This window comes from Streptomyces lasiicapitis (genome assembly GCF_014646335.1).
Lineage (GTDB): Bacteria > Actinomycetota > Actinomycetes > Streptomycetales > Streptomycetaceae > Streptomyces > Streptomyces lasiicapitis.
This window is the reverse complement of the sequence record NZ_BMNG01000021.1, coordinates 105,567-129,305: the sequence shown is the minus strand read 5'-3', so window position 1 is coordinate 129,305 and position 23,739 is coordinate 105,567. Positions and strand designations below refer to the sequence as shown.

22 protein-coding genes and 2 riboswitches are annotated in these 23,739 nt (G+C 70.2%); of the genes, 15 read left to right on the top strand and 7 right to left on the bottom strand.

Going from position 1 to position 23,739, the window contains the following annotated elements; all coding sequences use genetic code 11:
* Window positions 1-122 precede the first annotated feature (122 nt).
* From IEY91_RS36970 to IEY91_RS36945, 6 genes are all read left to right on the top strand, one after another.
* The gene (locus IEY91_RS36970; RefSeq protein WP_189177269.1) at window positions 123-1,400 is read left to right on the top strand and encodes a L,D-transpeptidase; all 1,278 of its coding nucleotides are present in this window, start codon (window positions 123-125) and stop codon (window positions 1,398-1,400) included.
* A 174-nt stretch (window positions 1,401-1,574) separates the two neighbouring features.
* Window positions 1,575-2,816, top strand: a complete 1,242-nt coding sequence (locus tag IEY91_RS36965) for a L,D-transpeptidase (RefSeq protein WP_189177268.1) — start codon at window positions 1,575-1,577, stop codon at window positions 2,814-2,816.
* A 43-nt stretch (window positions 2,817-2,859) separates the two neighbouring features.
* Window positions 2,860-3,630 carry an enoyl-CoA hydratase/isomerase family protein gene (locus IEY91_RS36960; protein ID WP_189177267.1) on the top strand — a complete coding sequence of 257 codons (771 nt, stop codon included), beginning with the start codon at window positions 2,860-2,862 and terminating at the stop codon, window positions 3,628-3,630.
* A gap of 264 nt (window positions 3,631-3,894) precedes the next feature.
* Window positions 3,895-4,398, top strand: coding sequence for an ATP-binding protein (locus IEY91_RS36955; protein WP_164320408.1), 504 nt, complete (start codon window positions 3,895-3,897; stop codon window positions 4,396-4,398).
* A 348-nt stretch (window positions 4,399-4,746) separates the two neighbouring features.
* Entirely contained in the window at window positions 4,747-5,529 is a 783-nt protein-coding gene (locus tag IEY91_RS36950; RefSeq protein WP_189177266.1) for a polysaccharide deacetylase family protein, read from the top strand.
* Window positions 5,529-6,740: a YncE family protein gene (locus tag IEY91_RS36945; protein ID WP_189177265.1), complete on the top strand. Its 1,212-nt coding sequence runs from the start codon at window positions 5,529-5,531 to the stop codon at window positions 6,738-6,740. Before IEY91_RS36950 ends, IEY91_RS36945 begins: the two co-directional genes overlap by 1 nt.
* 36 nt (window positions 6,741-6,776) lie before the next feature.
* Here the strand turns inward: IEY91_RS36945 and IEY91_RS36940 are convergent, their stop codons facing one another.
* Window positions 6,777-7,436, bottom strand: coding sequence for a GNAT family N-acetyltransferase (locus IEY91_RS36940; protein ID WP_164320403.1), 660 nt, complete (start codon window positions 7,434-7,436; stop codon window positions 6,777-6,779).
* 81 nt (window positions 7,437-7,517) lie between these two features.
* Between IEY91_RS36940 and IEY91_RS36935 the strand changes: the two genes are divergently transcribed.
* Together IEY91_RS36935 and bla are read left to right on the top strand one after the other, a co-directional pair.
* Window positions 7,518-7,730: an EF-hand domain-containing protein gene (locus IEY91_RS36935; RefSeq protein WP_164320401.1), complete on the top strand. Its 213-nt coding sequence runs from the start codon at window positions 7,518-7,520 to the stop codon at window positions 7,728-7,730.
* Between the two features lie 159 nt (window positions 7,731-7,889).
* Window positions 7,890-8,825: a class A beta-lactamase gene (bla, locus tag IEY91_RS36930; protein ID WP_373288105.1), complete on the top strand. Its 936-nt coding sequence runs from the start codon at window positions 7,890-7,892 to the stop codon at window positions 8,823-8,825.
* A gap of 12 nt (window positions 8,826-8,837) precedes the next feature.
* Here the strand turns inward: bla and IEY91_RS36925 are convergent, their stop codons facing one another.
* Window positions 8,838-9,797, bottom strand: a complete 960-nt coding sequence (locus IEY91_RS36925) for an AraC family transcriptional regulator (protein WP_189177263.1) — start codon at window positions 9,795-9,797, stop codon at window positions 8,838-8,840.
* A 101-nt stretch (window positions 9,798-9,898) separates the two neighbouring features.
* On the opposite strand from IEY91_RS36925, the gene IEY91_RS36920 reads away from it, so the two are divergent.
* Window positions 9,899-10,894 carry a zinc-dependent alcohol dehydrogenase family protein gene (locus IEY91_RS36920; RefSeq protein ID WP_189177262.1) on the top strand — a complete coding sequence of 332 codons (996 nt, stop codon included), beginning with the start codon at window positions 9,899-9,901 and terminating at the stop codon, window positions 10,892-10,894.
* Window positions 10,895-10,955: 61 nt separating this feature from the next.
* On the opposite strand, the gene IEY91_RS36915 is transcribed toward IEY91_RS36920, so the two are convergent.
* Window positions 10,956-11,507, bottom strand: a complete 552-nt coding sequence (locus IEY91_RS36915; RefSeq protein WP_189177261.1) for a glycoside hydrolase family 25 protein — start codon at window positions 11,505-11,507, stop codon at window positions 10,956-10,958.
* A gap of 266 nt (window positions 11,508-11,773) precedes the next feature.
* On the opposite strand from IEY91_RS36915, the gene IEY91_RS36910 reads away from it, so the two are divergent.
* A complete protein-coding gene (locus tag IEY91_RS36910) occupies window positions 11,774-12,649 on the top strand; it encodes a phosphatidylinositol-specific phospholipase C (RefSeq protein ID WP_189177260.1) in 876 nt (291 codons plus the stop codon).
* A gap of 32 nt (window positions 12,650-12,681) precedes the next feature.
* On the opposite strand, the gene IEY91_RS36905 is transcribed toward IEY91_RS36910, so the two are convergent.
* The 4 genes from IEY91_RS36905 to gcvT form a co-directional block, all read right to left on the bottom strand.
* A complete protein-coding gene (locus IEY91_RS36905; protein WP_189177259.1) occupies window positions 12,682-14,067 on the bottom strand; it encodes an L-serine ammonia-lyase in 1,386 nt (461 codons plus the stop codon).
* 216 nt (window positions 14,068-14,283) lie between these two features.
* Window positions 14,284-15,546 carry a serine hydroxymethyltransferase gene (gene glyA, locus IEY91_RS36900; protein ID WP_164320385.1) on the bottom strand — a complete coding sequence of 421 codons (1,263 nt, stop codon included), beginning with the start codon at window positions 15,544-15,546 and terminating at the stop codon, window positions 14,284-14,286.
* A 25-nt stretch (window positions 15,547-15,571) separates the two neighbouring features.
* Window positions 15,572-15,949 (bottom strand): glycine cleavage system protein GcvH, encoded by a 378-nt coding sequence (gcvH, locus tag IEY91_RS36895; protein ID WP_164320383.1) that lies wholly within the window; start codon window positions 15,947-15,949, stop codon window positions 15,572-15,574.
* Between the two features lie 143 nt (window positions 15,950-16,092).
* Window positions 16,093-17,217 (bottom strand): glycine cleavage system aminomethyltransferase GcvT, encoded by a 1,125-nt coding sequence (gcvT, locus tag IEY91_RS36890; RefSeq protein WP_164320381.1) that lies wholly within the window; start codon window positions 17,215-17,217, stop codon window positions 16,093-16,095.
* A 40-nt stretch (window positions 17,218-17,257) separates the two neighbouring features.
* Window positions 17,258-17,378, bottom strand: a riboswitch (glycine riboswitch).
* Window positions 17,379-17,480, bottom strand: a riboswitch (glycine riboswitch).
* 161 nt (window positions 17,481-17,641) lie between these two features.
* Between gcvT and IEY91_RS36885 the strand changes: the two genes are divergently transcribed.
* The 5 genes from IEY91_RS36885 (at window position 17,642) to IEY91_RS36865 (ending at window position 23,604) form a co-directional block, all read left to right on the top strand.
* A complete protein-coding gene (locus IEY91_RS36885; protein WP_229697477.1) occupies window positions 17,642-18,379 on the top strand; it encodes an AAA family ATPase in 738 nt (245 codons plus the stop codon).
* 212 nt (window positions 18,380-18,591) lie between these two features.
* The gene (locus tag IEY91_RS36880; protein WP_164320378.1) at window positions 18,592-19,371 is read left to right on the top strand and encodes an enhanced serine sensitivity protein SseB; all 780 of its coding nucleotides are present in this window, start codon (window positions 18,592-18,594) and stop codon (window positions 19,369-19,371) included.
* Window positions 19,372-19,561: 190 nt separating this feature from the next.
* Complete coding sequence (locus IEY91_RS36875; RefSeq protein WP_164320376.1) at window positions 19,562-20,338, top strand: enhanced serine sensitivity protein SseB C-terminal domain-containing protein; 777 nt, start codon at window positions 19,562-19,564, stop codon at window positions 20,336-20,338.
* Between the two features lie 383 nt (window positions 20,339-20,721).
* On the top strand, window positions 20,722-21,726 hold the full coding sequence (locus tag IEY91_RS36870; protein ID WP_164320374.1) for an ABC transporter permease: 1,005 nt from the start codon (window positions 20,722-20,724) through the stop codon (window positions 21,724-21,726).
* Window positions 21,727-21,828: 102 nt separating this feature from the next.
* Entirely contained in the window at window positions 21,829-23,604 is a 1,776-nt protein-coding gene (locus IEY91_RS36865) for an ABC transporter substrate-binding protein (RefSeq protein ID WP_164320371.1), read from the top strand.
* The last annotated feature ends 135 nt before the right edge of the window (window positions 23,605-23,739 follow it).

Below are 23,739 nucleotides of genomic sequence, written 5' to 3'. Positions count from 1 at the left end.
CGCGTGTCCGGGCTGCGCGGCGTCCCGGCCGCGGCCGCCCGCACGGCGTCCTTCTGTCTGTTCTGCCCACCCGGTGCGTCGCACTCACGTTTCCCCGGGCTGCCACGGTCGTTGGGACCCACGTGAGACAGGCAACGAGGCGCGCTCGGCGCGCAGGAGCCGCGCTGGCCGCAGCGGTGGCATGGGCAGGACTGGTGCTCGGGGCCACGGGCTGCTCCGGCTCGGAGTTCGACGGGATGCTCGGCAAGCCGCCGAGGCCCGCCGAGGCGATCCGGGTCACGCCCGACGACGGCGAGAAGAACGTACGCCGGGGCGAGCGCCTAGAGGTACGAGTCCCGGACGGGCGCCTGGAGTCCGTGCGGGTCGTACGGTCCCAGGACGCGCAGGAGACCGAGGTGCGGGGACGGATCGGCGAGGACGGCGCGACCTGGCGCCCGCTGGACGGCGGACCGCTCGCGCTCGCCGCGAAGTACACGGTGGACGCGGTCGCGCTCGACGGCCACGGCCGCCGCGTCGCACGGCACACGACGTTCACCACGTTCGTGCCCGACGAGCGCTTCATCGGCTACGTGTCGCCGGAGAACCGCGCCACGGTCGGCACCGGCATGATCGTCTCCCTGGAGTTCAACCGTGAGGTCGTCAACCGCGCGGCCGTCCAGCGCGCCGTCCACGTGACGGCCGAGCCCGCCGTGGAGATCCGCCCGCACTGGTTCGGCGAGACCCGCCTCGACTTCCGCCCGCAGAAGTACTGGAAGCCCGGCACCAAGGTCACCGTCGACCTGGACCTGCGCGACGTGAAGGCGGCGCCCGGCGTCTACGGCCTCCAGGACAAGACGTTCGCCTTCGAGATCGGCCGCAGCCAGGTCAGCCTCGTCGACGCCGCCGCGCACACCATGGAGGTACGCCGCGACGGCGAGCCGCTCTCCACGGTCCCGATCACCGCGGGCGCCCCGAAGACCACCACGTACAACGGGAAGATGGTCGTCACCGAGATGCTCGAGGTGACCCGCATGAACAGCCGCACCGTCGGCTTCGGCGGCGAGTACGACATCCCCGACGTCCCGCACGCCATGCGCCTGACCACCTCCGGCACCTTCCTGCACGGCAACTACTGGGCGCCGGACGCGCCCGGCAACACCAACGTCAGCCACGGCTGCGTGGGCCTGCGGGACGTGAAGGGCGGCAGCTCGAAGACCCCGGCGGGCTGGTTCTTCGACCGCAGCCTCATCGGCGACGTCGTCGAGGTCGTCAACAGCAACGACAAGAAAGTCGCTCCCGACAACGGCCTCGGCGGCTGGAACATGGACTGGGAGGAATGGAAGACGGGAAAGAAGAAGGCAGTCGAGAAAGCCCCAGAAAGGGAGAAGGGCGACAAGAAGCCCCGCTCGAACCGCCCCTGAGGGCCACAGGCCCGCACCATGACCGCAGTTGGGACTGAACGGTGACATTGGCGGGGAGTCATCGCTTCGGGCCTTGTGGTTATCTAGCGCAGTGCGCGAGTCGGCTCATTCTCGACCACCGCGCCGGGGCACTGGAGTGCGGGCCTGATCGGGCCGTGCGAGGGGAGAAGAATCTTGAACGGGCGACCGATATCGGGGGCGTCGGCCCACGCGCGAAAGCGCGGGCGGCGGCGGGGCGCCAACACACTGTTCGCGGCGGCGTCGGGGGCGACGCTGCTGCTCGTGACCGCGTGCGGGGGTGGCGGCTCGGACTCCGGCGACGGTGACGGCAAGGGCGAGGCGGGCGGCAACAAGCCCTCGCAGGCCGTCGTCACCATCGCGCCGAAGGACGGCGCGGACGCCGTGGCGACCGACGGGGCACTGAGGATAACCGCGGCAAAGGGCAAGCTGTCCGAGGTGACGGTCAAGGACCCCAAGGGCAAGACGGTCCCCGGGAAGATCACTTCCGGTGGCTCGAAATGGGCGCCGGAGCGGCACCTCGCCTCCGGCACCAAGTACCAGGTGCACGCGATCGCCAAGGACTCCGAGGGCCGCGCGTCGGCCAAGGACTCGACGTTCACGACGCTGGTGCCGAAGAACACCTTCCTCGGCCAGTTCACGCCCGAGGACGGCACGAAGGTCGGCGTCGGAATGCCGTTCTCGGTGCACTTCACGCGCGGCATCACCGCGCCGGGCGCGGTCGAGAAGGCCATCGACATCAAGACCGAGCCTTCCGTGCCCGTAGAGGGCCACTGGTTCGGCAACGACCGCCTGGACTTCCGCCCGGAGAAGTACTGGAAGCCCGGCACCAAGGTCACCGTCAAGATGAACCTCGACGGCGTCGAGGGCCGCGACGGGGTCTACGGCAAGCAGACCAAGACCATCAAGTTCGAGATCGGCCGCAGCCAGGTCTCCACGGTCGACGTGAAGACCAAGAAGATGACCGTCATGCGTGACGGCAAGGTCTTCAAGAAGATCCCCGTCACCACCGGCAAGCCCGGCTACGAGACGTGGAACGGCCAGATGGTCATCAGCGAGCGCCTCAAGGTGACCCGCATGAACGGCGAGACCGTCGGCTACGGCGGCGAGTACGACATCAAGGACGTGCCGCACGCGATGCGCCTGTCCACGTCGGGCACGTTCATCCACGGCAACTACTGGGGCGGCGGCGCGTTCGGCAACTACAACGCCTCGCACGGCTGCATCGGCCTGCGCGACGTGCGCGGCGGCTACGACAAGAAGGTGCCGGCCGCCTGGTTCTTCGACAACTCGATGGTCGGCGACGTCGTCGTGGTGAAGAACTCGAACGACAAGATCATCGCCCCGGAGAACGGCTACAACGGCTGGAACATGTCCTGGGAGAAGTGGAAGGCCTAGCCCTTCCGCCACCCGCGTGCGGGGCACGGCTAACGTGCCCCGCATGACAACTGTGCATCTCGAGGTCGCCGACGGCGTCGGCACGATCCGCCTGGACCGCCCGCCCATGAACGCCCTGGACATCGAGCTCCAGGACCGCCTCAAGGACCTCGCGGCCGAGGTCACCGCACGCGACGACGTGCGCGCCGTCGTCCTCTACGGCGGCGAGAAGGTGTTCGCGGCGGGCGCGGACATCAAGGAGATGCAGGACATGGACCACACGGCGATGGTCGTGCGGTCCCGCGCCCTGCAGGAATCCTTCACCGCGATCGCCCGCGTCCCCAAGCCCGTCGTCGCCGCCGTCACCGGCTACGCCCTCGGCGGCGGCTGCGAACTGGCCCTGTGCGCCGACTTCCGCGTCGCCGCCGACAACGCCAAGCTCGGCCAGCCCGAGATCCTGCTCGGCCTGATCCCGGGCGCCGGCGGCACCCAGCGCCTGCCGCGCCTGATCGGCCCGTCCAAGGCGAAGGACCTCCTCTTCACCGGCCGCATGGTCAAGGCCGAAGAGGCCCTCGCCATCGGCCTGGTGGACCGCGTCGTGCCCGCCGCCGAGGTGTACGAGCAGGCGCACACGTGGGCCGCGAGGCTGGCCAAGGGTCCGGCGCTCGCGCTGCGGGCCGCGAAGGAGGCCGTGGACACCGGCCTGGAGGCGGACATCGACACCGGCCTCGCCGTCGAACGCACGTGGTTCGCGGGCCTGTTCGCCACCGAGGACCGCGAACGGGGCATGCGCAGCTTCGTCGAGGAGGGCCCCGGCAAGGCGAAGTTCCTCTGAGATCAGGCCAGTTGAAGGCCCGTCAGCCAAAGTGTCCCCCGAAGGGGCGGATTATGACAGCCTTAAGGCAACCTTAAGGCAGCTGACTTCCGGGCCCTCCGTGATCATCCATGAGCAAGAAGTCATCGCAGGTGAGAGTGGTTGCGGTAGAGGCTGAACTGCCGTAGGCATATGCCTGGACGGCCCCCCGGAATGGAAGCTTCCGGGGGGCTTATTCCGTCGGAACGGCCCCAACGCGGGCGTGGTGCGGCCATGATGGGGGACATGGCGGGGCAGGAGGGTTTCGAACAGCCGCGGACGCGCACGGGTGCGACCGCGGCGCGCTGGACTCCGGCGGTGGAGGACGAACACGCCCTGAAGGCCCTGGAGTTGTTCGGAAACCCGATCGACGCCGAGGTCCCGCTGCCCTCGCGCCCCGAGTCCGCCGCCATCGCCCGCCGGCTCGCCCAGGTCGTGGTCCTGCGGCACTGGGGCCTGAGCCCCAAGCTCACCGAGGACGTCGTCCTCCTGGTGTCCGAGCTCGTCGGCAACGCGGTGCGGCACACCGGCGCCCGCGTCTTCGGCCTGCGCACGCTGCGGCGGCGCGGCTGGATCCGGGTCGAGGTGCGCGACCCCTCGCGCGGACTGCCGTGCCTGATGCCCGTCCACGAACTCGACATCAGCGGCCGCGGCCTCTTCCTCGTCGACAAGCTCGCCGACCGCTGGGGCGTGGACCTGCTGCCGCGGGGCAAGACGACGTGGTTCGAGATGCGGGTCACCGAGCGCTAGCGGTCGGTCCGGGTCCTGTGCGTACGCGAAAGCCCCCGGGGCCGTGGGTGCGGCACTGTCGGGGGCCTTCGAAGACGACGTAGCTCGGGTCAAAGAGAGTCGCTCGTTCCCGACTATGGCAGACGGGCGCCGCTGATCCAAAGTTCCGACCCGGGCATATCGGGTCAAAGCGTGACAGTTTAAAGATGAATCCTTGGTGAGATAGAGCACTCGCCTTGTAAACGATGGCTAAACGGTAGCTGTGTGGGGCGATGGGAAGGGCTTGTGAGGCCCTCCTGGTCCAGGCCAGCGACCCACAAACGTCCTGAATCAGGTCAATCAGCAGCTTTCACTGCTGATCCCCATTAAATGGTCCCCGTGACTGAGCTTGCAGACGGGACCGACCGCCGCCGAGTACTGCGCACATCGGTGGGCCTGGCCCTCGCGGGCGCCCTCACCGCCGGCTGCTCGACGACGGGGCAGCGGAACAAGCCCCGGCCCACCGGATCCCCCCACCGCGACCCCGCCCCCGGCCCCCGCGGCTTCCCCGGACTGCCCGTCCAGATCGCCCGCAGCCCCCGCGGCCGCCCCGAGGTCGCCCTCACCTTCCACGGCCAGGGCGACCCCAGGACCGCCCGCGCCCTGCTCGCCGAGGCCGAACGCGAGGGCGCCCGCGTGACCGTGCTCGCCGTCGGCACCTGGCTCGACGCCCACCCGAAGATGGCACGCCGCATCCTCGACGGCGGCCACGACCTCGGCAACCACACCCTCAACCACCGCGACATCAACGCGCTGCCCGAGCAGGCGGCGTACGCGGAGATCACCGGCTGCGCGGACCGGCTGCGCCGCCTCACCGGCGGCATCGGCAACTGGTTCCGGCCCTCGCGCGCCCAGCGGGCCACCCCGCTCGTCACCCGCCTCGCGCGCCGCGCGGGCTACCCGCACGTCCTGTCGTACGACGTCGACTCCCTGGACTTCACCTCGCGCGGCGGCCCGGCCGTCGCCCGCACCGTCGCCGCCGAGGCCCGCGCGGGCTCCGTGGTGAGCCTGCACTTCGGGTACGCGGACACCGTCGCCGCGCTCCCCGCCGTCCTCGAAGACCTGCACCGCCGCGGCCTGCGCGCGGTCACGACCACGGAGCTGCTGACCTGATGCCCACGCGTACCCGCACTCAACGGAACCTGTCCCTGACCAGGCGCACCGGCGTGCTGCTCGCCGCCGGGGCGGCCGTCGCCGCCGCGCTCGCCGGCTGCGGCACCGAGCAGGGCGACCGCGAGAACAAGGCCCTGACCACCAAGGTCCCGCCGGAGCCCGCCAAGCCGAAGGCGGTGCCGGGGCTGCCCGGCATGCCGCCCGTCCTGGACCCCAAGGACGTGTACGCGGCCGACCGCCCGGGCAAGCTCTCCCCGGTGGTCAAGGACTTCCCCTCCCGGGTCTACGTCCCCAACACCAACTCCAACACGGTGTCGGTCATCGACCCCAAGACGTACGAAGTCATCGACACGATCAAGGTCGGCGTCCAGCCGCAGCACGTCGTGCCGTCCTGGGACATGAAGACGCTCTGGGTCAACAACAACCGCGGCCACACGCTCACCCCCATCGACCCGAAGACCGGCGACGTCGGCAAGCCCGTCGAGGTGCACGACCCGTACAACCTCTACTTCACGCCCAACGGCAAGTACGCCGTCGTGATGGCCTCGATGGACCGCGAGCTGGTCTTCCGCGACCCGCACACCATGAAGCGCCTCAAGACCGAGCCGGTGAGCTGCTACGGCGTCAACCACGCCGACTTCTCCCTCGACGGCCGCTACTTCATCGTCTCCTGCGAGTTCTCCGGCGAACTCCTCAAGGTCGACACCGAGAAGATGAAGGTCGTCGGCCAGCAGAAGCTGCCCTTCAAGGGCGCCATGCCGCAGGACGTCAAGATGTCCCCCGACGGCAAGCGGTTCTACGTCGCCGACATGATGGCCGACGGCATGTGGGTCCTGGACGGCGACACCTTCTCCAAGCCGAAGCTGCTGCCCACGGGCAAGGGCTGCCACGGTCTGTACGTCAGCCGGGACTCCCGTGAGATGTACGTCTCCAACCGCGGCGAGGGCTCCGTCTCGGTCTTCGACTTCACCAGGAACAAGCTCACCAAGAAGTGGCACCTGCCCAATGGCGGCAGCCCCGACATGGGCGGCGTCTCCGCGGACGGCAAGATCCTCTGGCTCTCCGGCCGCTACGACTCCGAGGTGTACGCCATCGACACCCGCACCGGCGTCCAGCTAGCCCGCATCCCGGTGGGCGGCGGCCCGCACGGCCTGGCGGTGTACCCGCAGCCGGGGCGGTACTCGCTGGGGCACACGGGCGTCTTCCGCTAGCGGGCCCGCGCCCTACCGGGCGAAGAGCGCAGGGGCCTACCGGGCGAAGAACAGGGCCTCGGCCCCCACGGGCCGAAAGCCGGCGGCCTGGAACGCCCGCACACTGCGGGCGTTCCCCGTCGCCTGCTGCGCCCACAGCACGTCCCCTGCGGGCACCAGGTGCCGCGCCGCCGTCGCGAGGGCCCGGCCGAGCCCCCGGTGCCGTACGTCCTCCTCGACCTCGACGGCCGTCTCCCAGCGCCCGGCGACCCCGCGCCCGATGACCAGCACACCGCCGTCCGCCGTGGCCCACACCCGCACGTCGTCGCGCCGCTTGCGGGCCCGTGCCACCCGCGGATGGTCGGGGTCGTCCAGCTCCCGCAGGCCGAGCGCGGCGTCCGGCGGTCCTGCCAGCGCGGCGGCGACCGTCAGCAGGTCGGTGGTGTCGGTGGACCGGCCCGTCCGGTCCTGGAACGCGGCGAGGAACCGCGGGCTCATCGTCGCGGCCAGCGGATCGCAGTCGACGGCGGCCAGCGTGGAGCGCACCCACCGCGGGTCCTCGTCCGTGAAGATCACGGAGTGCGCCGTGAACGCGACGACCCCGGCGTCGCGGTGGCTCGGCTGCGGCACGACCGTCGTCCCGCCGTCCGCGGGCGGGAAGTCGCCGCGCGCCGCCGCCGCGAGGATCTCCCCGAGCGCCCCCGATGCGCTGGCCATGGCTGTACTCCTTGCAGTTGACACATGGATCGGCCGTTACCCTAACCCCCGTCAGTAGTGCAGAAAGAAGGGGCGGACTCGGTGGCGGACATCGAAGAGGCACGCAAGCAGTTCGAGCGGTTCGACGCGGACGGCGACGGATTCATCACGGCCGCGGAGTACAAGACGGCCCTGGCGCAGATGGGGGACTGGAACGTCACCGAGTCGGTCGCCGAGGCCATCATCAAGTCGAAGGACGCGAACGGCGACAAGCTGCTCTCCTTCGACGAGTTCTGGGCGAGCCTGAACAAGTAGCTCCCCGAGCGGCTCTTTGAAGCGGTTCTTCGAGCAGCACCGGACGCCGGACGGGCATGAGGCCCGTCCGGCGTCCGCGCAGTCTTCTTTCCCCGGCGGGCTTGTCGTCCGGGCGACCGAAACAGCGGAGGGAAGGCGATGACCTCGTCGGGACCGGCCATGACGCGCCGCGGACTGCTGGGGGCGGCGGTGCTGCTGCCCCTGACGGCATGCGGCGAGGACGACCCGCCCGCACGCTCCGCCCCGCGTCGCTCGTCACCGGCTGCCACGCCTTCGTCGCCCGTGGGGTCCGGTGCTGAACGGCGCCATCGTCAACTGGCCGCCCTGGAGCGGAAGTTCGACGCCCGGCTCGGTGTGTACGCCCTCGACACCGGCACCGGCGCTGTCATCGCCCACCGCGCGGACGAACGCTTCCCGTTCTGCTCGGCGTTCAAGGCGCTCGCGGCGGCGGCCGTCCTGGACGGCAATCCGCTGTCCCACCTGGACGACCGCGTCAGGTACGGCAAGGCCGACCTGATGAAGCACGCCCCGATCACCTCCCGTCACGTCGAGACGGGCATGACGATCCGTCAACTGTGCGATGCGGCGGTCCGGTTCAGCGACGGCACGGCCGGGAATCTGCTGCTGCGCGACATCGGCGGTCCGGACCGGCTGACGGCGTACGCACGCGGGCTCGGCGACAAGGTCACGCGCATGGACCGCTTCGAACCGGCGATCACCGAGGCCACGCCCGGGGACCCGCGCGACACCAGCTCACCCCGCGCCTTCGGCTCCACCTACCGCGAGATCGTCCTGGGTGACGCCCTGCCGAAGTCCAAGCGCGCCTTCCTCCGCGACCTGCTCGAACGCAATGCCACCGGCGCCGGGGCCAAGCGGATCCGGGCCGGCCTGCCGCGCGGGTGGACCGTCGCCGACAAGACCGGGACCGGGAACCACGGCACCCTCAACGACATCGCCGTCGTATGGCCCCCGAAGTCCGCGCCCCTGCTGATCGCCATCATGTCGAGCAAGGCGGAGCAGGACGCCCCGTACGACGAGGCGCTGCTCGCGGAGGCGGCGGCGTATGTGGCGGCCACGCTGCGGAGGAAGAGCTAGGCCGCCGATCCGTCACGCGGCCCGGGTGCGCCGGTACTGGCCCGGCGGCACCCCGTACGCCCGCTTGAAGGCCTTGGCGAACGCGAACTCCGATGTGTAGCCGGTGCGTTGGGCGAGCACGCGCAGCGGGGTGTCCTCCGCGCGCAGCAGGCGGCCCGCCGTCGTCATGCGCCACCACGTGAGGTACGTGAGCGGCGGCGAGCCCACCGTCGCGGTGAAGCGGCGCGCGAACGGGGCCCGGGACAGGCCGCCGAGCGCGCCGAGATCCTCCACCGTCCAGGGGCGCGCGGGGTCGGCGTGCATCGCGCGCAGCGCCGCCGCCACGGCCGGGTCGGCGAGGGCCGCGGACCAGCCCGCGGGGTGGTCGGTGTCCCGGTGCTCGCGCAGCCACCAGGCGCGCAGGATGTAGAGGAGCAGCGTGTCGAGGAGGGCGGCGACGATCGTGTCCGAGCCGGGCTGCGGGTTCTCCAACTCGGCGCCGAGGAGTTCCACGGCGGCGCGCACCGAGCCGTGCGCGCCGACGCGGGCGGGCAGGTGGACGACGTCGGGCAGGTCGGACAGGAGCGGGTGGGCGCAGGAGCGGTCGATGCGGTAGGCGCCGCACAGGAGGACGGCGGAGGGGCCCTCGCCGGTGACCGAGGCGGGACGCCGTGGCGGGGCCTCGGGCCAGGTGCCGTCCGGGTTCAGGCCGAACCGTTCGAGCTCCACGCCGGGCTCGCTCACCAGCGCGTGCCCGAAGCCGTGCGCGAGGAACACCACGTCGCCGGGGCCCAGCGCCACGGGCTCCGCGGGCGACCGCCCGTCCGCGGCCTCGGCGTCCGGGATCAGCCAGGCCGAACCCTGGAGCAGCACATGGAACCCGGCGCCCTCGTGCGTCCCGAAGTGCACGCCCCAGGGCGCGTACTTGTCGCGGATCGCGGAGTGCGGAAGCCCGAGCCGCATGGCGGCGATCGCGTCGCTGAGTACGTCCATGCCTGAACGGTAACGCGCAGGACTGCTGTCGAGACGTACGGACAGAAAACCAAGACAAGCAGGCATGTCCCGTCTCGCGGACCACGCATAGCGTCACACTCATGACCTCAACTACTGCGCACACAGTGCTTTTTGACGAGACCGGCGGACCCGAGGTCCTGAAGGTGCGGGAGCTGGAACTCGCCGCCCCGGCACCCGGCGAAGTCCTCATCAAGGTCGAGGCCCTCGGCCTCAACCGCGCCGACGCGCTCTTCCGCGCGGGCACCTACTACTACCCGGCCACCCTGCCCGCATCCCGCAACGGCTACGAGGCCGCGGGCGTGATCGAGGCGGTGGGCGAGGGCGTGACGGCGTTCGCACCCGGCGACACCGTGCTGACCACCGGCAACCTCGAACTCAGCGCCCAAGGCGTGTACGCGGACCGCGTCGTGCTGCCGCAGCACGCGGTGGCCCGCCGCCCCGCCGACGTCGACGCGGTCACGGCGGCCGCCGTCTGGCTCACCTACACCACCGCGTACGGCGCCCTCCACCTGCGCGCGGGCATGCGCCCCGGCGACCACGTCCTGATCACGGGCGCGTCCAGCGGGGTGGGCACGGCGGCCCTCCAGGTCGTACGCCGAGCAGGCGCGACCCCCATCGCGACCACCCGCACCGAGGACAAGCGTCAACAACTCCTCGACCTGGGCGCGGAACACGTAATAGTCACCGACACAGAAGACATCCCGAAGGAAACAAAGCGCCTCACCGAAGGCCGAGGCGCCGACATCATCCTGGACGCGATCGGCGGCCCCGCCTTCCAGACCCTCGGCGAGGCCGCGGCCCAGGACGCCACATACATCCTCTACGGCTGGCTCGACGGCCGCCCCACCACCATCCCGATGACCTGGCCCGTAACCGTCCACGGCTACAACAACGCCATAGTCACCGACACCGAGGACGGCCGCCGCCGCGCCGCCGCCTACCTCAACTCGGGCCTGAGGGACGGCACCCTGCGCCCCCGGATAGCCAAGGTCTTCGAAGGCCTCGCCCACATGCCGGACGCCCACCGCCTGATGGAGACGAACACCCACATCGGCAAGATCGTCGTGCGGCCGTAGTGCCTGCGCGCGGTCGGCGTGCGCGCGGGGCGGTCGGCGCGGGTGCGGGTGCGGGACCGGGCTACGGCGTGGCCCAGTCCCGCATCGCGTCCTCGCTCGCGAAGTCCGCGACGTTCTTGTCGAGCGGCGTCGACGTGTACTGGTGGATGCGCCACTTGGCCTGGATGCGGGGCTTGCCCGCGGTCACGTAGTCGGCGATCCAGAGGCCGTCGCCCGCGTAGGACGTTGTGTCCCGGTTGAGCCAAAAGTCGCGATTGCAGTAGAGCATCACCCTATGGCTGGGCCGCAGGCGTTTCATCTCGCGGATGAAACGGTCCTTCTCGGCGTTGGTCGCCGCCGTGCCGTCGCCGGTGTGCTCCCAGTCCACCGCCAGTAAGTCCCCGGCCTTCTCCGGCGCCTTGCTCACGAAGTACTCGGCCTGGGCCGTGATGTTGCCCGGCCACAGGAAGTGGTAGAAGCCGACGACGCAGCCGCCGTCGCGGGCGAGTTTGGTCTGGGCGGTGAGGCGGGGGTTGATGTACGAGCGGCCTTCCGTGGCCTTGATGATGACGAAGGAGAGTCCGTCGGTGGAGAAGGACGACTGGTAGGAGCTGACGTCTATGCCGCGCAGCATGGGTGGCCTCCAGCGGTGGGGGGGGGAGTGCGCCCGGCGCCTGGCCCGTGGGGTGGCCTGAGTACTCGGCGCGTGATCGGTGAGTCGGTGAACGGTTCGAGCCTGGTGGGTGAACGGTCAAAAGTTGACCGCTACTTGACCGTTCCCCGTCAGGGGCTGGTTCCACCCTCGTACTGGCGTTCCTTGCCTCCGTACGTGTATGGAGTACGGGCACGCGCGTGCGCCACTTCCCACTCACGGACACCTCACGGATACGGGACCCCCACATGCCCCTGACCCGCCGCGCCTTCCTCGGCTCCGCCGCCGCAGCGACGGCCTCCGCCGCCCTCCTCGCCCCGCCCGCCCGAGCCACCCGCCGCGCTCTTGGTACGCAGGACTGGATGGCGGGCATCGACGCCTCAACTGCGTTGCAGCGTCTGACGATTCCCGGAACGCACGACTCCGGCGCCCGCTTCGGCGGGTGGTGGGTGGAGTGCCAGAACACCACGATCAGTCAGCAACTCGCCTCCGGCATACGGTTCCTGGACATCCGGTGCCGTGCGTTCGAGGGGTCCTTCACCATCCACCACGGCGCGTTCTACCAGAATCTGAACTTCGACGACGTGCTGGGTGCCTGCCGGGACTTCCTGCGCGGGCAGCCGAGCGAAACCGTGCTGATGCGGGTCAAGCAGGAGTACTCGGAGGAGAACGACGCCGCGTTCCGGGCCATCTTCGACGACTACCTGGACCGGCGCGGCTGGCGTTCCCTCTTCCACATCGGCGGCGCCTGGCCGCGCCTCGGCGACGTACGCGGAAAGGTCGTCCTCATCGCCGACAACGGCGGGTTGCCCGGCGGCATCCGCTGGGGCGACGGCGGCCTCTTCGACATCCAGGACGACTACAACGCCGCGCCCGCCGCCAAGTACCCCAAGATCGAGGCCCACTTCAGGAAGGCCGCGAGCCAGCCCGGCAAGCAGTACATCAACTTCGTGAGCACCGCGGCCGCGATCCCGCCGCGCTGGAACTCCGACGACCTCAACCCGAGGACGCACACCCTCCTGGAGAGCGCGGAGGGACGCGGCTGGCGCGGGCTCGGGATCGTACCGATGGACTATCCCAACACCCGCGCCGGACTGGTGGAGTCACTGATCGCGCACAACTAGGCGCCATGCGAGAGGGCGGCGCGCGGCCTGGCTCAGCACTCGATGATGTTCACGGCGAGCCCGCCGCGCGCCGTCTCCTTGTACTTGACGCTCATGTCGGCGCCGGTCTCCTTCATGGTCTTGATGACCTTGTCGAGGGACACCTTGTGGCTGCCGTCGCCGCGCATCGCCATCTTCGCGGCGGTCACGGCCTTCACGGCGGCCATGCCGTTGCGCTCGATGCAGGGGATCTGTACGAGGCCGCCGACCGGGTCGCAGGTGAGGCCGAGGTTGTGTTCCATGCCGATCTCGGCGGCGTTCTCCACCTGCTCGGGGGAGCCGCCGAGGACCTCGGCGAGGGCGCCCGCGGCCATCGAGCAGGCGGAGCCGACCTCGCCCTGGCAGCCGACCTCGGCGCCGGAGATGGAGGCGTTCTCCTTGAAGAGCATGCCGATGGCGCCCGCGGCGAGCAGGAAGCGGACGACGCCCTCATCCTTTTCTTCTTGGGAGGAGCCGCCGGGCACGAAGTTCATGTAGTAGTGCAGGACGGCCGGGATGATGCCCGCTGCGCCGTTAGTCGGCGCGGTGACCACGCGGCCGCCGGCGGCGTTCTCCTCGTTCACGGCCATCGCGTAGAGCGTGATCCACTCCATCGCCCGGGCCTGCGGGTCGCCCTCGGCGCGCAGCTGCCGCGCGGAGTTCGCGGCGCGGCGGCGCACCTTGAGGCCGCCGGGCAGGATGCCCTCGCGGGCCATGCCGCGCGAGACGCAGGCCTGCATGACGCGCCAGATGTCGAGGAGGCCCTCGCGGATCTCCTCCTCGGTGCGCCAGGCCTTCTCGTTCTCCAGCATCAGCGCGGAGATGGACAGGCCGGTCTCGGAGGACAGGCGAAGGAGCTCGTCGCCGGTGCGGAAGGGGTGCTTCAGGACGGTGTCGTCGGGGACGATCGGGTTCTCCCCGGCAACTGCGTCCTCGTCCACCACGAACCCGCCGCCCACCGAGTAGTACGTCTTCTCCAGGACGAGGGCGCCGTCGGTGTCGTACGCGAAGATCGTCATGCCGTTGGCGTGGTACGGCAGGGCCTTGCGGCGGTGCAGGACCAGGTCGTCGTCGAAGGCGAAGGCGATGTCGTGCATGCCGAGGACGTTCAGGCGGCCGGAGGACTTGATCTCCTCGACGCGGTCGTCGGCGGACTCCACGTTCACCGTGCGCGGGGACTCGCCCTCCAGGCCGAGCAGGACGGCCTTGGGGGTGCCGTGGCCGTGGCCGGTGGCTCCCAGGGAGCCGTACAGCTCCGCGCGTATCGAGACGGTGTGGGCCAGCAGGCCCTCGTTCTTGAGGCGGCGCGCGAACATGCGGGCCGCGCGCATCGGGCCGACCGTGTGGGAGCTGGACGGGCCGATGCCGATCGAGAACAGGTCGAAGACCGAGATGGCCACGGGAGAACTCCAATGATGGGGTGGTAGACGCCGTTGTCTGCCGGTCGAGCGAGGGCGGTGCTGCGCGGGCCGGTCGGTGCTACGCGGGCTTGCGGGACTGCTGGTGGTGCTGCTGGGACTGCTGGTGGGGCACGTGGTGCGGGGCACCGCGCGCACTGTCCTCATGTCCAGTGTGCGCGGTGCCCCGGAAGTCCGTACCAACGAAAGCGTACGAAACTACTTCAGGCCGGGGTACAGCGGGTGCTTCGCGGCCAGAGCGGACACGCGGGCCTTGAGGGACTCGGCGTCGAAGCCGGGCTTGAGGGCCTCGGCGATGACGTCGGCGACCTCGCGGAAGTCGTCGGCGTCGAAGCCGCGCGTGGCGAGGGCCGGGGTGCCGATGCGCAGGCCCGAGGTGACCATCGGCGGGCGCGGGTCGTTCGGGATGGCGTTGCGGTTGACCGTGATGCCGACCTCGTGGAGGCGGTCCTCGGCCTGCTGGCCGTCGAGCTCGCTGTTGCGCAGGTCGACGAGGACCAGGTGCACGTCCGTGCCGCCGGACAGGACGTCGACGCCGACGGCCTTCGCGTCGTCCTGCACCAGGCGCTCGGCCAGGATGCGGGCGCCGTCCAGGGTGCGCTGCTGTCGCTCCTTGAACTCCTCGGTCGCCGCGACCTTGAAGGAGACCGCCTTGGCCGCGATCACGTGCTCGAGGGGGCCGCCCTGGAAGCCGGGGAAGACCGCCGAGTTCAGCTTCTTCGCGAAGTCCTTGTTGCGGGCCAGGATGATGCCGCCGCGCGGACCGCCGAGGGTCTTGTGCGTGGTGGAGGTGACCACGTCCGCGTACGGCACCGGGTTCGGGTGCAGCCCTGCGGCGACGAGCCCGGCGAAGTGCGCCATGTCGACCCACAGCTTCGCGCCGACCTCGTCGGCGATCCGGCGGAACTCCGCGAAGTCCAGCTGGCGCGGGTAGGCGGACCAGCCCGCGATGATCACCTTCGGGCTGTTCTCCTTGGCCAGGCGCTCGACCTCGGCCATGTCGACCAGACCGGCCTCGTCCACGTGGTAGGCGACCACGTTGAACTGCTTGCCGGAGAAGTTCAGGCGCATGCCGTGGGTGAGGTGCCCGCCGTGCGCCAGGTCCAGGCCGAGGATCGTGTCGCCGGGCTGGGCGATCGCGAAGAGGGCGGCCTGGTTGGCGGAGGCGCCGGAGTGCGGCTGGACGTTGGCGTACTCGGCGCCGAACAGGTCCTTGACCCGGTCGATCGCGATCTGCTCGGTCACGTCCACGTGCTCACAGCCGCCGTAGTAGCGGCGGCCGGGGTAGCCCTCGGCGTACTTGTTGGTGAGGACGGTGCCCTGGGCCTCCATGACGGCGACCGGAGCGAAGTTCTCCGAGGCGATCATTTCGAGGGTGGACTGCTGGCGGTGGAGCTCGGCGTCGACGGCGGCGGCGACGTCCGGGTCGAGCTCGTGGAGAGGGGTGTTCATAAGCGACATCGGAAGATCAGTCCTTACGCCGTGGTCAGCTGCCTGCGAACGCGGTGTACTCGTCGGCGGAGAGCAGGTCGCCCGGCTCCTCCGCGACGCGCACCTTGAACAGCCAGCCGCCCGTGAAGGGGGCCGAGTTCACCAGGGACGGGTCGTCGACGACGTCCTGGTTGGCCTCGACGACCTCACCGGTGATCGGCGAGTACAGGTCGCTGACCGACTTGGTCGACTCCAGCTCACCGCAGGTCTCGCCCGCGGTGACCGTGGTGCCTGCGGCCGGCAGGTCGGCGTAGACGACGTCACCGAGCGCGTTGGCCGCGTACTCGGTGATACCGACCGTCGCCACACCGTCCTCGGTGGCCGACAGCCACTCGTGCTCCTTGCTGTAACGCAGCTGCTGGGGGTTGCTCATGGCCTGAATTCTCCTGTACGCGGGCAGGTGCTGATGCACATGGTCTTGAGGACTGAGACGAGCGTTGTTCCTGGTCGCGCCGCCGAATCGTTCCGGCGGACAGCCACCGGGCATCCGGCGGAGGTCCGGTGGCGCTCCCGACGCTACTTCTGTCGCTTGTAGAACGGCAGCGCGACGACTTCGTACGGCTCGTGCGTGCCGCGGATGTCCACGCCCACGCCCGCCGTGCCGGGGGCCGCGTGCGCCGCGTCGACGTACGCCATCGCGATCGGCTTGCCGAGGGTCGGGGACGGCGCGCCGGAGGTGACCTCGCCGACGACCTGGCCGTCGACGACCACGCTCATGCCCGCGCGCGGGACCCGGCGGCCCTCGGCGATCAGGCCGACCAGCTTGCGCGGGGGAGCGGCCTCGGCGCGCTCGGCGGCGGCACGCAGCGCGTCCGCGCCCACGAAGTCGTCCGCGTGGGACGTCTTGTCAAACTTGACGACCCGTCCCAGACCGGCGTCGAAAGGCGTCAGGGCCGTCGTCAGCTCGTGCCCGTACAGCGGCATGCCCGCCTCCAGGCGCAGCGTGTCGCGGCAGGACAGGCCGCAGGGGATCAGGCCCGCCGGGGCGCCCGCCTCGGTCAGCGCCTGCCACAGCTTCTCGGCGTGCTCGGGGGCCACGAAGAGCTCGAAGCCGTCCTCGCCGGTGTAGCCCGTGCGGGCGATCAGGGCCGGGACGCCCGCGACGGTGCCGGGCAGACCCGCGTAGTACTTCAGGCCGTCGAGGTCGGCGTCCGTGACGGACTTCAGGATGCCGGGGGACTCCGGGCCCTGGACGGCGATCAGCGCGTACGCGTCGCGGTCGTCGCGGACCTCGGCGTCGAAGCCGGCGGCGCGCTCGGTCACAGCATCAAGCACGATCTGGGCGTTGCCGGCGTTGGCGACGATCATGTACTCCGTCTCACCGAGCCGGTAGACGATCAGGTCGTCGAGGATCCCGCCGTCCGCCTGACAGATCATGGTGTAGCGGGCGCGGCCGGCGCCGACGGAGCCGATGTTGCCGACGAGGGCGAAGTTGAGCAGGTCCACGGCCTGCGGTCCGGTGACGGTGATCTCGCCCATGTGGGAGAGGTCGAAGAGTCCGGCGCGAGTGCGGACCGCGTTGTGCTCGTCGCGCTCGCTGCCGTACCGCAGCGGCATGTCCCAGCCCGCGAAGTCGGTCATCGTCGCACCCAGCGAACGATGCAGGGCATCGAGGGCGGTGTGGCGTGAGGTATGGCTCATCAGTACTGGCTCCCGGGCATGGCATGACGGGCGAGGTCGACCCTCCCCATCTGTCATAAACCTGAGAGGTTCACCACGTCCCGTACGTATGACGGGTCATGACTTGCACCTTGGGTGGAGCCGCCCCTGTGACCGGGGAAAGGCCCGCTTTTCAGATGTGCCTCGCCCGCGCGGTACGGGGCCTGAGAGATTCAAGGGAGGAACTTGCTCCTTCGGCGTCCCAGGACCATGGTCGTGGCTGGGAACTCTCCCGCGCGGATTCAAGCGGCCGGTATGGAGTTGGCGCGCACATCATTGCACGCGCCCCCGCTTCACAACAGCCGCGACCGGGCAGCGGGTTTTTCCGGGCCGCGGCGCTCTTGTGCGGCATTACCTGCTCTTTACACTCGACGGAGAGGTACTGGGGGTGAGTGACGTGACCAGCATGGGGAGGCCGATCACGGTGCGCAGGAACGGTGCTTATGTGCCCGTCAGGGGTGCGGCGCTGCCCGACGGCGGGGTCGTGCCGCCGGGCAACGGCGCCGGTGTGGCGCTGCCGCCGCAGTCCGGCGCCCCGGCGCGGGAGAGCCTCGGGCACTTCCCGCGGGCCGTCGTGCGGGACCTCAGGGAGCGGGCGGGGCGCGGGCCGCGGCGCCTGGTCTTCGCCCCCGGCGACGTCGTGGTCGTCTCCGGGCTGCCCGGCAGCGGCAAGTCCACGCTGATGCGGCGCGCGGTGGCGGGCCCGCGGGTGGACTCCCAGGACACCCGCGACCGCTGGGCGGCCCGCATGCCCCGGCTGCTTCCGTACGCGCTCTACCGCCCCCTGGTCCGCGTCGCGCACTACGCGGGCCTGCGCAGGGCCCTGCGCTCCGGCGCCGGCGTGGTCGTCCACGACTGCGGCACCCAGCCGTGGGTCCGCCGCTGGCTGGCCCGCGCGGCCGCCCGCCGGGGCGCCACGCTGCACCTGCTCCTGCTCGACGTACCGATCGAGACGGCCCTGGCCGGCCAGCGGTCCCGCGGCCGCGGGGTGTCGCACTACGCCTTCGCCCGCCACCGCAGGACGGTGGGCCGCTTGGTGAGCTCGGCGGAGCGGGGGGAGCTGCCGAGGGGCTGCGGTTCGGCGGTGCTGCTCGACCGGGAGGCGGCGGGGGCGCTGGGGGAGGTCGGATTCGGACCGGAGTAGGACTGGAAAGCCCGTCCGGCGTTTGAGGACGAGCCGCGAAGCGGCGACAAGGGGGTTCCAGGGGGGCGGAGCCCCCTGGTTCGGGAAGGGGCGGGCCTGGGGCGCCCCGCGAAGGCCACCGCCCCGCACGACGCTAGGGTCGGCCCCCGGAAGCGTGCGACACACACGCGACCCGGAACGAGACACGCAGGGCAGAGCAGGGGTAGGGACAGATGGACTTTCCGGCGGAGTTCCCGGCGCACGCGCATCCCGACGGGGGATGGCCGGCCAACGAACTGGAGCAGGTGCTCGCGGCCTCACTGGGCGCACCACCCTCCGACGCGACAGGCGCCCGCATCGTGGAAACACTGGGCCGAAGCCACATCTGGATCCCGCTCCCCGCAGGCGGCGGCCCCGACAGCACGACCCTGGACCTGCCGACGCTGGAGATCGACGGACAGGCGTACGTCCCCGTCTTCACCTCCGAGCAGCAGTTCCACCAGGTCACAGGCGGCCGGATGAACTGCACGGTGGCCCCGGCGGCGGAGTTCGCCCGCGGCCTGCCCCCGCAGCTCGGCATCGCGCTGAACCCCGAGGGCACGGTGGCCGTCCCCCTGCCGCCCCCGGCGGTCGCCGCGCTGTGCCGCACGGGCCGCACCGAGCTGGACGGCCCCGCGAGCGGGGGCAGGGTGCGGCTGTTCGAGCCGGACTGGAAGGAGGACCCGGTGGACTTCCTGTCCGCCGCGTCCCGTGAGTTCGAGGCGGCGGGCGTGGTGCTGAGCGCACGCCGCTGCCTGGCCGCGGTGGAGACCGACGACCCGTCCCTCTTCGTGGGCGTCGAACTCACCTCCTGGGAGGGCGACGCGCGGGACGCCCCCATGCAGGCACTGGGCCGGGCGCTCACCCAGTTCCCCGTCCCCTGGCCGGTCAACCTGGTCCTCCTGGACGTGGCCCAGGACCCGGTGGCGGACTGGCTCAGGGACCGGGTCCGCCCGTTCTTCACAGCCCGGTGACGGCGCCTTCGCAACCCGCACGCATTCGGGGTGCGAGCCCCGATCAAGGCGCCCCCGCCAGAAGTAAGCTGGGGACCCGACTCGGTCGACACGGCCGTGCGGGCAGGTCGGGTAGGTCAGGTCCATCGGGTCCATCGGGTCCATCGGATCCATCGGGCACGCAGAGTGCGTCGCAAAGGGGCGGTTACGGGTGAGTGCGTCGGGCACGGCCGCGGCGGGACAGGTCGAGCACATGCTGCGCCAGGTGACGCCCGGGCGCTATGACGCGTACGAGGCGCTCCTGCACGCCCTCGCCGACGGCCGCGTCTGGATGCTGCTGTGGCACGGCCAGGCGGGCTCGCCCGACGCGCAGTACGGCAACATGGAGGTCGAGGGCCTCGGCTACGCCCCGTGCGTGACCTCCGCCCAGGAGCTCTCGGCCAGCGGCTGGAACCGCGGGTACGAAGTGATCACCGGCGCCGACGCGGCCCGCGCCCTGTACCCCGACCACTACGGCCTGTGGCTCAACCCGCACGCCCCGGGCGGCGGCGTCGGCATCCCCTGGCTGGACCTGCGCCGTCTCGCGAACGGCCTCGACCAGCAGCCCGCGGGCCCGCTGCGGCTCACCGAGCCGGCCATCGAACTCCCGCAGTTCTACGCCCTTTTGACCCAGAACGCCCACCGCACCCCGGCGGTCCGCTCGCTCCGCAGGGCCTGGGTGCAGCCCGCCCTCGGCGCCCCGTACCTGGCCATCGGCCTGGACGTGTACGACACCTCGCCCGGCTCGGTCGACACGGTCCGCACGATGATGCAGCAGTCCATCGGCGCCGTTCCCGAGGGCCTGCCGGTCTCGACCGTCGCGATGGCCGACCCGCACGACCCGGTGGCGATGTGGCTGCGCGCCAACGCCCGGCCGTTCTACGACCGCGACGCGGCGGCGGCCCCGGCCCCCGCCGCGGGCGGATACGGCTATCCCGCGCCGTACTGACGCAGACCCCCGCAAACCCCACCGCACCGATCCGGACATCGCCCGGCCATCGGCTGGATTTCGCCGGTCATCACTCCGTCTGAGCAGCGCCGACGTGGGCGATGTCCGCTAACGGGGCTGGAGCGACGGTATGGGCCCCTGTGGCGCGTTGGACCCCAACTGCCCCGTGTTCGCCCGGCGTTCAGTGTCGTCCGGATAACGGAACACCTCGAACCGCATCACGGTTGCGCATCCATTCCCCGACAAGTCTGGTAACAGATCACGGCCCCGTTGAAGACTCCCGCTCACAAGGGGCCTTCGCCCCTGTGTACGACGGACTGATCACGTCGCTACAGCGGCAAGTGCTGGCCGGTCACCGCCGGTTGAGAGGGGTCCCTGCCACGATGACGGCGCCATTGCATGACACACCTGCGGACGCGGAACCCACTGAGGACGTCGCTCCCGCAGCCGCCGCAGGGGTGAAGAAGGTCGAGGGGCGGTCCCTCAAGCAGATCGCGTGGAACCGGCTGAAGCGGGACAAGGTCGCGCTGGCCGGTGGCATCACCGTGCTGGTCCTGGTCCTGGTCGCCGTCTTCGCACCCCTGATCGTGAGCGTCCTCGGCCACCCGCCGAACGACTTCCACCAGGACAAGCTGGACCCGCTGACGAACCTGCCCACGGGCTCGCTCGGCGGCGTGAGCGGCGACTACCTGTTCGGCGTCGAGCCCAACAAGGGCCGTGACGTCTTCAGCCGGATCGTCTACGGCGCCCGCATCTCGCTCCTGGTGGCGTTCCTCGCCGCCGTGGTCGCGGTCGTGCTCGGCACGCTCTTCGGGATCATCGCGGGCTACTTCGGTGGCTGGATCGACGCCCTCATCAGCCGCGTGATGGACGTGCTGCTGTCCTTCCCGCAGCTCCTCTTCATCATCTCCCTGGTCTCCGTGCTCCCCGACGACCTGCTCGGTCTCGAGGGCACCAGCGTCCGAGTGGCCATCCTGATCCTGGTGATCGGCTTCTTCGGCTGGCCCTACGTCGGACGCATCGTCCGCGGCCAGACGCTCTCGCTCAGAGAGCGCGAATACGTGGAGGCGGCCCGCAGCCTCGGCGGCGGCCGGCGCCACATCCTCTTCAAGGAGCTGCTGCCCAACCTGGTCGCCCCCATCACCGTCTACGCGACGCTGATGATCCCGACCAACATCCTCACCGAAGCCGCCCTGAGCTTCCTCGGCGCCGGCGTCAAGCCGCCGACCGCCTCCTGGGGAGGCATGCTGCGAGACGCCCTGGAAACGTACGAGCACGACCCGATGTTCATGGTCTTCCCCGGCGTGACGATCTTCATCACGGTGCTCGCCTTCAACCTCTTCGGGGACGGTCTGCGCGATGCGCTCGACCCCAAGGGAACCCGCTAGCAGTCCCAACTGACTCGCCCCTGCCGCTTGTCAGGTGGCTCTTTCCATGGTTCTCAGGCAGCTCATGGCCAGGGACCGCGAATCTCGGAGGTTTGCGACAAAATGCCAACAGTTTCCTCGAAACGACGGCTCACCGCTGGTGCGGCCCTCGTCGTCGCGGCGCTGGTGACCACCACCGCTTGCGGCGGCGGCGACGGTGACGGCGACGGCAAGGGCAAGGGGGCCGGCTACAACGCGGCTCTGAACAAGGTCGCCAACCCGTCGAAGAAGGCCGGCGGCACCCTGCGCATGGTCGGCAAGCAGGACCTCGACTCGGCCGACCCGCAGCGCGCCTACTACGGCATGTCCTGGGACTTCATGCGGTTCTACACCCGGCAGCTGGTGTCGTACGACACCAAGCCGGGCAAGGCCGGCACCAAGCTGGTCCCCGACCTCGCCGAGTCCACGGCGAAGATCTCGGACGACGGCAAGACCTACACGTACAAGCTGCGTGACGGTGTCACCTGGGAGGACGGCTCGCCGCTGACCTCCAAGGACGTCAAGTACGGCATCGAGCGCATCTGGGCGACGGACACCATCACCGGTGGCCCGCAGTACGTGATGAAGGCGCTGGACCCCAAGGGCGAGTACAAGGGCCCCTACAAGGACACGTCCAAGGACAAGCTCGGTCTGAAGGCGATCGAGACGCCCGACGACAAGACCATCATCTTCAAGCTGCCCAAGCGCAACGGTGACTTCGAGCAGTTCCTGGCCATGCCGTCCGGCTCGCCGGTGAAGGCGGCCAAGGACACCAAGGCCAAGTACACCCAGCGGCCGTTCTCCGCAGGGCCGTACAAGTTCCAGCAGTACAAGCCGGGCAAGAAGATCATCCTGGTCCGCAACGACAAGTGGAAGAAGGACTCGGACCCGATCCGTGCCGCGCTTCCCGACAAGATCGACGTGACGATCTCCGCCAACCTGGAGGAGAACGACAAGCGCCTGATGGCCGGCGACTACGACGTCGACCTCAACGGCACCGGCATGACCCAGTCCGGCCGCGTCACCGCGATCCAGGACCACCGCGGCAGCATCGACAACATGCACACGTCCTTCGTGCGCTACGTCGCGCTGATCCACACCGCGAAGCCGTTCGACAACGTGCACTGCCGCAAGGCCGTCTTCTACGGCACGGACTTCGCGGCCCTGCAGCAGACCCGCGGCGGCAAGCTCGCGGCCGGTGACATCGCCAACAGCACCTTCCCGAAGGCGATCCCGGGCTACAGCGACTACGACCCGTACGGCGTCATCGAGCGCAAGGGCAAGCCCGACCCGGCCAAGGCCAAGGACGAGCTGAAGAAGTGCAACAAGCCCGACGGATTCAGCGCCAAGATCACCGCCCGTAACAACAACCCGGGCGAGGAGGACACGGCCGAGGCGCTGCAGGCGCAGCTGAAGAAGGTCAACATCAACCTCTCCGTCGAGACCCTCGACGGCGCGGACTCCTCCAGCATCACCGGTTCGCCCTCCGTGGTGAAGAAGCGCGGCTACAGCATGCAGATGAGCGGCTGGGGCCCGGACTTCCCGTCCGGCCAGGGCTACGCGCAGCCGCTGTTCGACAGCCGCTTCCTGGCTGAGACCGGCAACTACAACGAGTCCCAGATCAAGGACAAGAAGATCGACGGGCTCTTCGACAAGGCGATCGCGGAGACCGACCCGGTGAAGGCCGGCGAGATCTACAAGTCGCTCGACAAGCGGATCCTCGACCAGGCCGACTGGATGCCCTTCCTCTACGAGAAGAACATCACCTGGCGCGGCCCGCGGCTGACGAACGCGTACATGTCCGACGCGTACAACGGCCGGTACGACTACGTCTCGCTCGGCGTCAACGACAAGAAGTAACGCCGGAAAGCCGCCGCGGCGGGCGCAAGTCCGCCGCGGCGACCCGCAGTCGAACTGCGAAGTTCAATCGTCACACCGCCGCCGAATCCCGCCAGTCCGAAGGGCAGGTGATGGCCCCGGGCGGTGGCCGCGGCC